Below are 12,626 nucleotides of genomic sequence, written 5' to 3'. Positions count from 1 at the left end.
AAGTCGAGAAACAGGAGCGCTGCGCTAGACGCTTCTCGATACGCTCGAAGCGAACGGAAGTAATTCTTCAACTCGCCACCTTGCATCCCTTGGCCGACGCAATGCCGCGCAGATAGCCGCGCCGGGCGATGCCGGCCGTCACTGCCGCCTGCAAACGCCGTTCGGCCGGGGCCGCGCCGCTGATTTCGCGCACCAGCCCGCGGAAGGGGATCAGCGAATTGACCACCGTCTTGCCGACCGCCTCGGCAATCTTGCCGGTGCGATTTTCGTTCGCCTTCGCGCCCACCGTGAAGTCGTCACCCAGCACGGCGTTGAGTTCGGACAGCGACGCCTTCAGCCCCTTGCAGCTGCGCGAAGGGGGCGCGGCATAGGGATTTTCCACCGCCTTCACCAGAACGGCGGGAATCTCATCCTTGTCCAGCCCGACGTCGCGGGCCGGCTGGGTCGCGATCTTGCCGGCCTTGTCGAATGTGCCGTCTTTTTTTGCGGCTTCCTCCTCTTTCGGCTTGTCCTGCGCCTTTTGCGCCAGGGCAACGCCCGGCAGGGCCAGGGCCAAAGTCAGGGCCATCGCGATCGCATGTGATTTCATGTGGTTCCTCCGCCCGATCAAACCAGCGACAGGGCGGTCGGTTCCCGTGCGAAACGATCAGCGCAGGCGACAGCTTCATGCGCCCGCGCTATGCGATTATCCCTGTCCCGCAGGAAGGCCGATCATCTTGTCCCAGTCCGACGCCCGTTTCACCATCGCTTCGCCCACCTTGTCCGCCAGCATCGACCCGCTGGGCGCGGAGCTCTGGTCGTTGACCGACGCGCAGGGCCGCGAATTGATGACCGACGCCGATCCGCGCTGGTGGACCGGCCATGCCCCCCTGCTCTTCCCCTTCGTCGGCCGATCGCGCGGCGACATCTATCGGCTCGACGGACAGGACTATCCGATGCCCCAGCATGGCTTTGCCCGGCGCAAGCCCTTTGCCGTCGTGGCGCAGAGCGGCGACAGCCTGCTCCTGCGGCTGGAGGCCGATGAGGAAACACGCGCCGCCTATCCCTTCGACTTCCGGCTCGACATGGGCTTCGTGCTGGACGGCGCGACGCTGCGCATGACCGCCACCGTCGCCAACCGGGGCGAAGCGCCCATGCCCTTTTCCTTCGGCTATCACCCCGCCTTCGCCTGGCCGCTGCCCTATGGCGGCGCGGCGGAGGATCATCGCATCCTCTTCGATCAGCCCGAACCCGCAGCCATCCGCAAGGTGGGCGACGAACCGGGGCTGATCGCGCGCGAGTCCGTCCCTTCCCCGGTGGAGGGCGACACGCTGGTCCCGACCCATGTCATGTTCGAAGGCGACGCGCTGATCTGGGACGATCTGGGCAGCCGGTCGCTGACCTGGGGGGCGCCGGGCCATCCGCATCTGAAGATTGATTTCCCCGATACGCCCTGGCTGGGCCTGTGGCAGAAACCGGGCGCCCATTATCTCTGCGTCGAACCCTGGGCCGGCATGGCCGATCTGGTCGGTTTTGACGGCGATGTCTGGGCCAAACAGGGCATCATGGCGCTGCTGCCGGGGGACAGCCGCAGCTTCCGCATGGACGTGACGCTGGTTTCGCCATGACTCTGCCGTTTCGGGAATTGGTAAGGCAGTCGCCACCGCCGATTGTAATCGGCATTTGGTCCGTCTTGATAGTCTCCCTCATTGCCTTCCTCTTTTGGGTGAATCACTTTTCAAAGCGGGAGGAAAATCGACGCGCAGCTTTGGTGTATCAAGTTGACGGGTCATTTGATCGACCAGCGGTGGCCAGATGTTTGGCGAGCCAACTGCCTTTCACGGGACGAGACTGGCGTTCCGTGGACCAGGGGGGCCAAACTTGGCGCAGAGACAACACAGCACGGCATCTCAGAGTCGATTTAGTCGATGAGAGTGATCTGCAACGCATCGATATTTTCACGCGCGACGCCCGACCTTTGCGGGCTCAGGAAATCAACGCTGTAAGGCGCTGCCTCGTCCTTCCGGGCAAGCAAAAATAGATCGGGCTGGGAACTCGTCAAAGATTCAGTATATGGGCACGCCATGACGATCCCATCCCGCCGCACCTTCGCGATCATTTCCCACCCGGACGCCGGTAAGACCACGCTGACGGAAAAGCTGCTGCTGGAAGGCGGCGCCATCCATCTGGCGGGCGAGGTCAAGGCGCGCGGCGCGAACCGGCGCGCCCGGTCCGACTGGATGAAGATCGAACAGCAGCGCGGCATTAGCGTCACCTCCTCGGTCATGACGTTTGAGCGGACGCGCGATGGAGAAACCATCACCTTCAACCTGCTCGACACGCCGGGCCACGAAGATTTCAGCGAAGACACCTATCGCACGCTGACCGCCGTCGATTCGGCCGTGATGGTGATCGACGCGGCCAAGGGCATCGAACCGCAGACGCGCAAGCTGTTCGAAGTGTGCCGCCTGCGCAACCTGCCGATCATCACCTTCGTCAACAAGGTCGATCGGGAAGGGCGCGAAACCTTCGGCCTGCTCGATGAAGTCGCCGACCAGCTGCAACTCGACGTCTGCCCGATGAGCTGGCCCGCCGGCATGGGCGGCGAATTTGAGGGCATTTACGACTTCGCCACCAACCGGCTGATGCAGCCGACCGGACCCAGCCGCGAATTTGACGGCACCCGCCACCAGTTTACGGGCCTCGACGATCCGAAGCTGGCCGACCATCTGTCCGACCGCGCGCTCGACAAGCTGCGCGAGGAAGCGGAGCTGGCGCAGGGCGGCTATGGCGCATTCGACCATGACCGCTATCGCGCCGGCGACCTGACGCCGGTCTATTTCGGGTCGGCGCTGAAATTGTTCGGCGTTACCGAACTGATCGACGCTTTGTCCGCCCATGCCCCCGCGCCGCGCGCGCAGCCGGCCGAACCGGCCGCCGTCGAACCGGAGCAGAGCGAAGTCACCGGCTTCATCTTCAAGGTGCAGGCCAATATGGACCCGATGCACCGGGACCGCATCGCCTTCATGCGCCTCGTTTCGGGCAAGTTCCGCCGCGGCATGAAGCTGACGCCCTCAGGCAGCGGCAAGGCGCTCGCCGTCCATTCGCCGATCCTCTTCTTCGCGCAGGACCGCGAATTGGCGGATGAGGCTTTCCCCGGCGACATCATTGGCATTCCCAACCATGGCGCGCTGCGCGTGGGCGATACGCTCAGCGAAAAGCCCGGCCTGCGCTTCACCGGCCTGCCCAATTTCGCGCCGGAAATATTGCGCCGCGTGCAGCTGAAAGACCCGACCAAGACCAAGCAGCTGCGCAAGGCGCTGGACGACCTGTCCGAAGAAGGCGTCATCCAGGTCTTCTATCCCGAAATCGGCAGCAACTGGATCGTCGGCGTCGTCGGCCAGCTTCAGCTCGAAGTGCTGATTTCGCGGCTGGAGGCGGAATATAAGGTCGCGGCGGGGCTGGAACCCTCCCCCTTCGACACCGCGCGCTGGATCAGCGGCGATGACGCAGCGGTCAAGGAACTGGTGTCGTACAATGGCGCGAACATGGCCAAGGACCGCGACGGCAATCTCGTCTTCATGGCGCGCAGCGCCTGGGACATCGGCTATCAGCAGGAACGCCACCCCAAGGTGAAGTTCAGCGCGACCAAGGAACGGTAATCAGAGCATTTTGAAGTCATCTGGAACAGATGACGGCTCGCAAAATGCGGAAATCAAAAAACTAATTAGTGATTTAAAATCACGAATGGGCGGATTGCGTCCGCCCATTCACGACTAAATCGGATAGCGCTCAAACTGTCGCTTTCGCTGTCTCTTGTCTCAGGGACTATTTGGAAAATGCGCGGAAGAGCGCATTTTCGTTACGGCACCGGCCCACACCCCCACCCGACCGCCCATCAGGATACCATGTCTGGGCGGTCGGGTGGGGGTGTGGGCCGGTGCGGATGCGCCAGAGGCGCATTTCCAAACAGCTCTCACGCCGCAACCCAATCCTTGCGCAGCGCCCTCCCCGCCAGCGCCATGAACAGCCCGGCAAGCAGGTAGAAGCCCAGCGCCGCGACGATCGCATAGCGCAGCGCTTCCACCCCATAGGTCGGGGTCAGCGCATCGGACAATGCGCCGACGCTCCAGCTGCCAAGGCCCAGCCCCACCAGATTGTTGATCAGCAGGAAGGTCGCCGAAGCGCTGGCCCGCATCTGCGGCGGCACCAGATGCTGCACGGCGGTCAGCACCGGACCCAGCCAGACATAGACCAGCGCCTGCGGGATCAGGAACAAAGCAAAGGCAAAGGTCACGCTGCTCGACAGCACGCCGACCACGAACAGCGGCATGCCAATGACATAGCTGATCGCCGGCACCCAGGCGAACCAAGCCTTGTCCCGGCCGCCCATGGCATCGCCCAGAAATCCGCCCAGCAGCACCCCGGCCACCCCGCCGATCAGCAGCAGTCCGCCCAGAAACTGGCCCGCGCCCAGCAGGTCCAGGCCAAAGCTGCGCATCAACAGGCTGGGCAACCAGAAGGCCACGCCATAGCCGCACATCGAACTGCACGCCGCGCCCAGCGCCAGCATCCAGAAACTGCGCTTGGCCGCCAGGATGCCGAACACAGCGCTGACCGGCACGGCATCGCCCGCCTGCACCGGCCGCGCGGGTTCGCGCACCACCAGGCGGAAGATCGGCGCGATCAGGATGCCCAGCAGGCCGACGGCGATGAAGGCGGTGCGCCATTCCACCGTCTGTGCGATATAGCCGCCCAGCAGCACGCCACCCGCTGATCCCAGCGGAATGCCGAGCGAATAGATGGACAGCGCCCGCGCCCGCTGATGCGCCGGAAAATAATCGGAAATGACCGCATAGGAGGGCGCGACGCCGCCGGCCTCCCCCACGCCCACGCCGATGCGGAACAGGAACATCTGCATGAAACTGCCCGCCATGCCGCACAGCGCGGTAAAGCCGCTCCAGATGGCGAGGCTGACGGTGATGACCCAGGTGCGGCTGGTGCGATCGGCCAGCAGCGCCAGCGGAATCGCCAGCGTCGAATAGAGCAGCGCAAAGGCGATGCCGCCCAGCGCGCCCAGTTGCGTGTCGGTCAGCCCCAGCTCCGCCTTGATCGGCCCGGCCAGGATGCCAAGGATCTGCCGGTCGAGGAAGTTGAACGTATAGACCAGCAGCAGCATCGCCAGCACGACGCCGCGATAGGCGGGGGAAGAGGTTCGATCCGTCATAAGGCTTTCACCCATCTCCGTTCAGTTTGAACTTGTCGAGAACCTTTGTGCGCGGGTTCTCGACAAGCTCGAACCGAACGGATGAAGGTGAACAAATCAAAATTTCACCGAACCCGTCACAAACACCTGCCGGGGATTGCCGTAGAAAGCGGTCAGCGTGCCTTCCCGGCCCAGCGAGGGCGTGGGATAGCCGGCCGCATTGTTGATGATCGCCCCGGTCGTCGCATTGGCCGCGACGAAGGTATAGCCCGACGTCTTATATTCCTTGTCGAGCAGATTCTTGCCATGCACGCCGATCGTCCAGCGATCATTGGGCGCGGTGTAGACCAGGCTGGCGTCCCACAGGGCATAGCCTTTCTGGTCGATATAGGGGTTGGGGATTTCGAACTGATAGGTCTTGGACCGCCAGGACAGGGTGCTGCCGGCATAGAGGCTGCCATCGCCCACCGGCACCGTGTAGCTGAGCGTGCCGCTGGCAGTCCATTTGGGCGTGTTCTGCACCCGGCGATAGGCCGCCACATCGGTCGGCACGCCGCCGACATTGGTGATATATTCGCGATATTCCGCGTCGATATAGCCGATCGCGGTTTGCAGGTTCAGCCGGTCGCCGCCCGACAATATGTCGCGGCCCAGCCGTGCATTGCTTTCAAATTCCAGCCCCTTGAACCGCGCCTTGCCCGCGTTCGACACGACGCCGCAGAAGGATGGCGTCGCCACCCCGCCGACGCTGACGGTGCAGGCGACGGAGCCGGGAATCTGCACATCCTTGTAATCGGCATAGAAGCCGGCGATCGCGACATAGAGCGCGCCGTCCATCAAATTGCCCTTATAGCCGACCTCATAGCTGTCGACCTGTTCGGGGCGGAAGCTGAGGAAGGAGGCGACTTCGCTATCCTGCCGGATGCCGTCGCCATTCAGGTCCGGCGCATTGGTGCCCACCCCGCGCGGATCAAAGCCGCCGCCCTTGAAGCCTTTCGAATAGCTGGCGTAGATATTGTGATCCGGCGTCGGCTTGTAGCTGACAGAGAAGCGCGGCGTGAATTTCTTGAACTTGGACGATCCGCGGAAATTGGTGCTGGGCGCGCCGAAGGGGATGCCCGCGCCGTCGAACACCGGCGATCCGCCGCCCAGATAATTTTGCCGCACTATCTCCGCCCGCCGCTCATCCCAGGTATAGCGGCCGCCCGCCGACAGGCTCAGCTGATCGGTCAGATCATAGGTGAAATCGCTGAAGATCGCATAGGTTTCGGTATCGACATTCGCCTGGGTGAAGGCGGTCAGGCCCGGGACGGTGGTGAACAGCCGCACATCGAACTGGGTGTCGGCCTTTGCGTCCAGATAATAGAGGCCGACCATGCCGTGAAAGCGGCCCTGATCGTAGAGCAGCTGGAATTCCTGGCTCAATTGCTCGTTGAAATAATAGGCCGGCACATCGACATCGACCGCAGGCAGCGCATCGAAATCGATCGGCGACGCGCTGTCATCCTTGCGCCAGGCGCTGATCGACCGCAGCGTCACCGCGTCGCTCAGTTCGGCCGTGATGTTCAGCGACAGGCCATAGGATTTCACATATTGCTTCGGGTCGGTCAGCCCGCCCTGCGTATCGAACACATCCTTCAGCATCGGCGTGCCGGACAATTGCCCAGGCATCAGGCGATGGCCGCCGCGCGCATTGCTATTATCCTTGGTATAATCGCCGGTCAGGCGCATCAGCACCGGCTCGCCATAACCGCCCATTTCGACGGTGGCGCGCCCGGCCCATATGTCCTTGTTATAATTATCCTCGCCGGTGGTCAGATTCTTGCCAAAGCCACCGCGCGACAGCCGCGCCACCGCGCCGCCCACACGCACCAGATCGCCGATCGGGGCGGAGGCGCTGATGATGCCGTCGGCCTGATCATAAGTACCAAACGTACCCTTAAGCTTGAGCGAGAAATCCTGCGGCAGCATCCGCGTCACATATTTGACCGCGCCGCCGATCGTGTTGCGGCCATAGAGCGTGCCCTGCGGCCCGCGCAGCACTTCGATCCGCTCCACATCATAAATGTCGAGCAGCGCGCCCTGCGGCCGGTTGAGATACACATCGTCGAGATAGATGCCCACACCCTGTTCGAAGCCCGACACCGGATCCTGCTGCCCCACGCCGCGGATGAAGGCGGTCAGCGTCGAATTGGTGCCGCGCGAGGCCTCCAGCGTGGTGTTGGGAGTGACGTTGGCAAGGTCGCTAATGTCGATTGCCCCGCCGCGCTCCAGCGCCTCACCGGAAAAGGCGCTGACCGCGATCGGCACGCTGACCAGCGTTTCCTCACGCCGGCGGGCGGTGACGACGATCGCCGCGCTGTCTTCATCGGCGGCGGATGCCTGCGGCGCGCTGTCCTGCGCCCATGCGGGCAGCGTCGCCAAGCCGCCCCATGCGGCGGACGCGAGGGCAAGGGCGCGAATGGTCTGATGAGCCTTCATCGGGTCAGTCCTCTCCTGAAAATAGCGATGCCCGGTTTGCCGGATCACCTGCGTTGCCTGATTCGATAATGAAAGTTGAACCAACTTTCAACTTGAAATAAGAGGCGGGAGACGAGAGCATGGCGCTGCGGCAAAAAGACAACAGGATTTTGAGAGGATTGATGAGCGAAGAGGCCGCACGGGAGGACAAGACTCCGCGCACCGCACGGGGCGCACGCACCCGCCGCGCCCTGCTGTCGGCGGCGGGGCAAGAATTTGGCGAAAAGGGATTTCACGAAGGATCGATCAGCGGCATCACCCGCCGGGCGGGCTGCGCGCTGGGCAGTTTCTACACCTATTTCGACAGCAAGGACGATATTTTCCGCGCGCTGGTGAACGACATGTCGGGCCAGGTGCGCGACTATGTGTCCCCCCGCATCGCACAGGCGCGCGACGGCATCGACGCCGAACGGGTCGGCCTGCTGAGCTTTCTGGAATTTGCGCGCACCCACAAGGAAATCTACCGCATCATCGACGAGGCGGAGTTCGTCGATCAGGCCGCCTATCGCGCCCATTATGAAAATACCGCCAGCCGCATGGCCGCGCGCCTGACCAAGGCAGCCGAGAAAGGCGATGTGCGCCCGGATGTGGAGGAAGTGCATGCCTGGGCGATCATGGGCATGAACGTGTTTCTGGGGTTGCGCTATGGCGTGTGGGATGACAGCCGCCCGGCCGAGGACATTGCCGCCATCGCCAATGCACTGGTCGAAAAGGGGATCGGCCGGCAGTCCTAGAGCATTTTGAAGTCATCTGGAACAGATGACGGCTCGCAAAATGCGGAAAACAAAAGACTCTTAGAACGTAGTACGGTTCAATCTAATCGCGTCACGCTCTATGCGGCGTCGGCAAATTCATCCGCCTTCTCTGCCTGCCTGCCAATGCCTGCGCGGGAGTGATGCCTGTCTGTCCTACAGGATGGATTTCCACGACGCTGCGATTGGCTCCTTTCAATTGTCAGCAACAAAACGCGTTGCAAACGGCTTCGCTTCAGCACGACAAAAGCGACATAAGGCGACAAATCCGCACGCATTTTGCAGTGCTTTTGTCGCTTTATCGCCAGTGCAGCGCGATCAGAATTTGTCCGCGCCGCCTTAAGGAGCCGGGCGCTGGCCGCGCCCTGCCGCATCAGCGACTCACCTTATCCCTGCGACCCTTGTCGCCACCGGGCGCCGGGCCTAGCCGGCTTTATCATGATAAAGTCGCGCCTCCCCCTCTCCGCCCTTGCGATCGCCGCCCTGTCCGCGATCGTTCCCGTCACCGCTTATGCCGAGGGTCTTGGCGGGGAAGTCAATTACGGCCGGGCGGATGGCCATTGGGGCACGGAAATCGGCGCCGGCTATGCCCTCGACATGGCGGGTTTCAGCCTGACTCCGGGGGCGGGCGTCTATCTGCGCGATGGCGACACGAAACTCTATGGCCGGGTCGAGGCCGCCTATCATATCCCGCTGTCCGCCACGATCGGCGCGGGCGTGCGCTTTAGCGGCGACAATACCCGCCCCTATGCCACGCTGGCCATGCCGATCATCCCCAAGCTGCGCGCCAAGGCCAATGTCGGCCCCAAATATTATGCGGTCGGCCTGACGCTGGGTTATTGAGCGGCGTTGCCTGACCTTGCGTGATCAGGCGCGAGCGATGGCCATGGACATTATACGGACCATCGACGTTCCCACCGTCAGTTGGGTGACGATCGACCGGGCCGTCATATGCCTGTCACAGCCCGCCCGGCATAAGGCCGCCTTTCTCATGAAGGAGCTTGTTTTCCTGTGACATCGCGCGAACTGACCGGGCTTCTTCCCCTGAGCGAGACACGGGCGCAGCCGGATGATCTGCCCCGCCGCCTGTCGGACATGGCCTGGCGCATCGGTTTCGGCGCGATCGGCTGGCCCTGGCTGCTGGCCAGCCTGTCGGGCGGACGACCGGCGGACAAGCGCGCGCTGCTGGACGAACTGGGGCTGGCGCATGACGCTTTGCCCCATCTGGGCAGTTGGAAGGCGGATGTTGGCTTTCTGCGCCATATCGTGCGGGAAATCGCCCGACTGCGCCCTGCCCATGTCGTGGAGCTGGGCGCGGGCGCATCCTCTCTGATTGCGGCGCGCGCATTGCAGCTCCATGGCGGCGGGCGGCTGCACAGTTTCGACCAGCATGGCGGTTTTGTCGACGCGACCCGCTTATGGCTCGCCGACCATGCCCTCGACGTCGACATCCGCCACGCCCCGCTGACCCATGAAAGCGCCGATTGGCCCGGCCGCTGGTATGCGATCGATCGGCTGCCCGATCAGATCGACCTCATCATCATCGACGGTCCGCCCTGGAGCGTGCATCCGCTGGTGCGCGGCGCGGCCGACAGCCTGTTCGCGCGCCTTTCTCCCAACGGCGTAGTGTTGCTGGACGACGCCGCCCGTCCGGGTGAACGGCTGGTCGCCCGCCGCTGGCGCCAGCGCTGGCCGCATATCGATTTTCGCCTGATGAAGGATGGCACCAAGGGCACGCTGGTCGGCCGCCGCCGCGACACCAGCCTGCCGGTCGCCAACGACAATGAAGCCGGCCGCACGCTTCGCCATATGGGCCGCGCCGCCGCCATCGCCGCGCTGATCGCCACCGGCTGGATCGCGCGCGGCGAACTGGGCGAATTTCCACAGGCTGCACAGGCCAGCAGCTTTCTGGATGAAGCCGCCGCGTCCCGCCGGGCCGGTCTGTTGCGGCAGGCCATGGCCTCTCAGGTGGAAAGCGCCACGCTCAACCCGCAGGAAATCGAGCGCGCGACCGGCATCGTCCTGCCCCGCATGCCCGCCGACTGGCGCGTCACCGACGTTCAACTTTTCCCTACGCCAGACAGCCCGGCGATCGCCATGACGCTGGAAACCGGGCGGGGCGAGCATCTGTCCTTCTTCGCCGATCGTGCCGAAACCCCGGCGGAAGGAAAACCACTGCTGGCCGAACGGGCCGGCGACGTCAGCGCCTATTGGGAGGCGGGCGACATGGCCTATGCCCTGACCGGACAGGCGGGGCCGCGTCGCATCATGGAACTGGCGGGCAGCATCGCGCCGGCGGGCTGAATGTCCCATTGAGGCGGCGTTGGCGGGCTGCTAAGCGCCGGCCATGGAGGATATCGCCCCCGCTTCGCCGTCGCCTGCATCCAGGCGGCCCGCCCTTGGCAGCCTGTCGATGCTCTGGCGCGCCGCGCGCCGCTATCCCGGCCGCATCGCCGGCGCATTGCTGGCGCTGATCGTCTCGTCCGCCGCGACGCTGGGCATCCCCAGCGGCTTCCGGCTGGTGATCGACCGGGGGTTCATGGGCGGCGGGGACATAAGCCGCTGGTTCGAATATCTGCTGCTGATCGTCCTCGTGCTGGCGATCGCTTCGGCGTTGCGCTTCTATTTCGTGTCCTGGCTGGGCGAGCGCGTGGTCGCCGACATTCGCAGCGCGACCCAGGCCAATCTGCTGCGGCAGGCGCCCCGCTTCTTTGAGGAAAACCGCCCTTCCGAAATCGCGTCGCGTATGACCGCCGACACCGCCATCGTCGAACAGGTGGTCGGATCGACCGTGTCGGTCGCATTGCGCAATCTCGTTACCGGGATCGGCGGCCTCATCTATCTTTTCGTGCTCGCGCCCAAGCTGGCGGCGCTGTTGCTGCTGGGGATCCCGCTGATCCTGCTGGTGCTGATTGGCCTTGGCCGCCGGGTGCGGGGCCTGTCCCGCGCCAGTCAGGACCGACTGGCCGATGTCGGCAGTGTGACGAGCGAAGTGCTGGGCGCTATGAAGATCGTTCAGGCTTTCGGGCAACAGACGCGCGAAGCCGCCCGCTTCGACGCCACCGTGGAGGCCGGCTTCGCGACCGCACGCAAGCGGATTGGGCTGCGGGCGATCATGACCGCAGTGGTCATCGGGCTGGTGTTCGGATCGATCACCGCCGTCATGTGGCAGGGCGCGCTCGACGTCGCGGCCGGGCGACTGTCGGGCGGCAGCATCGCGGCTTTCGTGCTGACCGGCGGTCTGGTGGCCGGCGCCTTCGGCTCCTTGTCAGAAAGCTGGGGCGATTTGTTGCGGGGCGCGGGCGCAGCCAGCCGGCTGGAAGAATTGATGACCGCCGTGCCGGATATTCAGGCTCCGGCCCAACCGCAACCAATCCCAGCGACGAACAGAGGCGCGCGCCTGCGCTTTGAAGACGTGCATTTCCATTATCCCACCCGCCCCGATCAGGCCGCCCTGCACGGCGTATCGATCGACGCTGCGCCGGGGGAAACGGTCGCCGTGGTCGGCCCTTCGGGCGCTGGCAAATCGACGCTGATCCAACTGGCGCTGCGTTTCTATGATCCTGACGCCGGCCGCATCAGCATTAACGGCGTCGCCTTGCCCGATGCGGATCCCGCCGCCCTGCGCGCGATGATCGCCATGGTGCCGCAGGACAGCGTGATCTTTGCCGCATCGGCCCGCGACAATCTGCGCTATGGCCGGTGGGACGCCAGCGATGAGCAGATCTGGCAAGCGGCCCGCACCGCCAATGCCGAAGCGTTCCTGCGCGCTTTGCCGCAGGGTCTGGACAGCTTCCTGGGCGAAGGCGGTGCGCGCCTGTCCGGCGGTCAGCGCCAGCGCCTGTCGATCGCCCGGGCCCTGCTGCGGGATGCGCCGATCCTGTTGCTGGACGAAGCCACATCGGCGCTCGATGCCGAATCGGAACGACTGGTGCAGGATGCGCTGGCGACGCTGATGCAGGGGCGTACGACGATCGTCATCGCTCATCGCCTGGCCACCGTGCGCGCCGCCGACCGGATCATCGTGATGGATGAGGGGCGGATCGTCGAACAGGGCGATCATGCTGCACTTGTGGCGCAAGGCGGCCTCTATGCGCGTCTCGCCAGCCTCCAGTTCCAGGACGTGCCTGCCGCCTGAGTTATGCCGGGACGGCGGCCTTCACCGGCAG

9 protein-coding genes are annotated in these 12,626 nt (G+C 64.2%); 6 read left to right on the top strand and 3 right to left on the bottom strand.

Annotated elements, in window-relative coordinates:
* Positions 1-67: 67 nt before the first annotated feature.
* Complete coding sequence (locus tag ACFOKF_RS03215; RefSeq protein ID WP_380793098.1) at positions 68-589, bottom strand: hypothetical protein; 522 nt, start codon at positions 587-589, stop codon at positions 68-70.
* Between the two features lie 127 nt (positions 590-716).
* Between ACFOKF_RS03215 and ACFOKF_RS03210 the strand changes: the two genes are divergently transcribed.
* Both ACFOKF_RS03210 and ACFOKF_RS03205 read left to right on the top strand, forming a co-directional pair.
* A complete protein-coding gene (locus tag ACFOKF_RS03210) occupies positions 717-1,607 on the top strand; it encodes an aldose 1-epimerase family protein (protein WP_380793096.1) in 891 nt (296 codons plus the stop codon).
* A gap of 456 nt (positions 1,608-2,063) precedes the next feature.
* Positions 2,064-3,641, top strand: coding sequence for a peptide chain release factor 3 (locus ACFOKF_RS03205; RefSeq protein ID WP_380793094.1), 1,578 nt, complete (start codon positions 2,064-2,066; stop codon positions 3,639-3,641).
* Between the two features lie 314 nt (positions 3,642-3,955).
* Here ACFOKF_RS03205 and ACFOKF_RS03200 read toward each other — a convergent pair whose 3' ends face one another.
* Together ACFOKF_RS03200 and ACFOKF_RS03195 are read right to left on the bottom strand one after the other, a co-directional pair.
* Entirely contained in the window at positions 3,956-5,206 is a 1,251-nt protein-coding gene (locus ACFOKF_RS03200) for a spinster family MFS transporter (protein WP_380793092.1), read from the bottom strand.
* Positions 5,207-5,302: 96 nt separating this feature from the next.
* Complete coding sequence (locus ACFOKF_RS03195) at positions 5,303-7,666, bottom strand: TonB-dependent receptor (RefSeq protein ID WP_380793090.1); 2,364 nt, start codon at positions 7,664-7,666, stop codon at positions 5,303-5,305.
* A 161-nt stretch (positions 7,667-7,827) separates the two neighbouring features.
* On the opposite strand from ACFOKF_RS03195, the gene ACFOKF_RS03190 reads away from it, so the two are divergent.
* The 4 genes from ACFOKF_RS03190 to ACFOKF_RS03175 all read left to right on the top strand — a co-directional run bounded on the left by ACFOKF_RS03190 (position 7,828) and on the right by ACFOKF_RS03175 (position 12,595).
* On the top strand, positions 7,828-8,439 hold the full coding sequence (locus ACFOKF_RS03190; protein ID WP_380793088.1) for a TetR/AcrR family transcriptional regulator: 612 nt from the start codon (positions 7,828-7,830) through the stop codon (positions 8,437-8,439).
* A gap of 456 nt (positions 8,440-8,895) precedes the next feature.
* The gene (locus ACFOKF_RS03185; RefSeq protein ID WP_380793086.1) at positions 8,896-9,300 is read left to right on the top strand and encodes a hypothetical protein; all 405 of its coding nucleotides are present in this window, start codon (positions 8,896-8,898) and stop codon (positions 9,298-9,300) included.
* 168 nt (positions 9,301-9,468) lie between these two features.
* Complete coding sequence (locus tag ACFOKF_RS03180) at positions 9,469-10,761, top strand: class I SAM-dependent methyltransferase (protein ID WP_380793085.1); 1,293 nt, start codon at positions 9,469-9,471, stop codon at positions 10,759-10,761.
* 43 nt (positions 10,762-10,804) lie between these two features.
* The gene (locus ACFOKF_RS03175) at positions 10,805-12,595 is read left to right on the top strand and encodes an ABC transporter transmembrane domain-containing protein (RefSeq protein WP_380793083.1); all 1,791 of its coding nucleotides are present in this window, start codon (positions 10,805-10,807) and stop codon (positions 12,593-12,595) included.
* The last annotated feature ends 31 nt before the right edge of the window (positions 12,596-12,626 follow it).

Source organism: Sphingobium rhizovicinum, assembly GCF_042647625.1.
GTDB classification, from domain to species: Bacteria; Pseudomonadota; Alphaproteobacteria; order Sphingomonadales; family Sphingomonadaceae; genus Sphingobium; species Sphingobium rhizovicinum.
Note: the sequence above shows the minus strand (reverse complement) of the source record. Positions and strands in the feature narration are given on the sequence as shown.

Excerpts from the sequence above, each read along its gene's own strand:
- ACFOKF_RS03190 (WP_380793088.1), top strand. The coding sequence starts at position 7,828 with ATGAGCGAAGAGGCCGCACGGGAGGACAAGACTCCGCGCACCGCACGG.
- ACFOKF_RS03200 (WP_380793092.1), bottom strand. The coding sequence starts at position 5,206 with ATGACGGATCGAACCTCTTCCCCCGCCTATCGCGGCGTCGTGCTGGCG.
- ACFOKF_RS03185 (WP_380793086.1), top strand. The coding sequence starts at position 8,896 with ATGATAAAGTCGCGCCTCCCCCTCTCCGCCCTTGCGATCGCCGCCCTG.
- ACFOKF_RS03195 (WP_380793090.1), bottom strand. The coding sequence starts at position 7,666 with ATGAAGGCTCATCAGACCATTCGCGCCCTTGCCCTCGCGTCCGCCGCA.
- ACFOKF_RS03215 (WP_380793098.1), bottom strand. The coding sequence starts at position 589 with ATGAAATCACATGCGATCGCGATGGCCCTGACTTTGGCCCTGGCCCTG.
- ACFOKF_RS03175 (WP_380793083.1), top strand. The coding sequence starts at position 10,805 with ATGGAGGATATCGCCCCCGCTTCGCCGTCGCCTGCATCCAGGCGGCCC.
- ACFOKF_RS03205 (WP_380793094.1), top strand. The coding sequence starts at position 2,064 with ATGACGATCCCATCCCGCCGCACCTTCGCGATCATTTCCCACCCGGAC.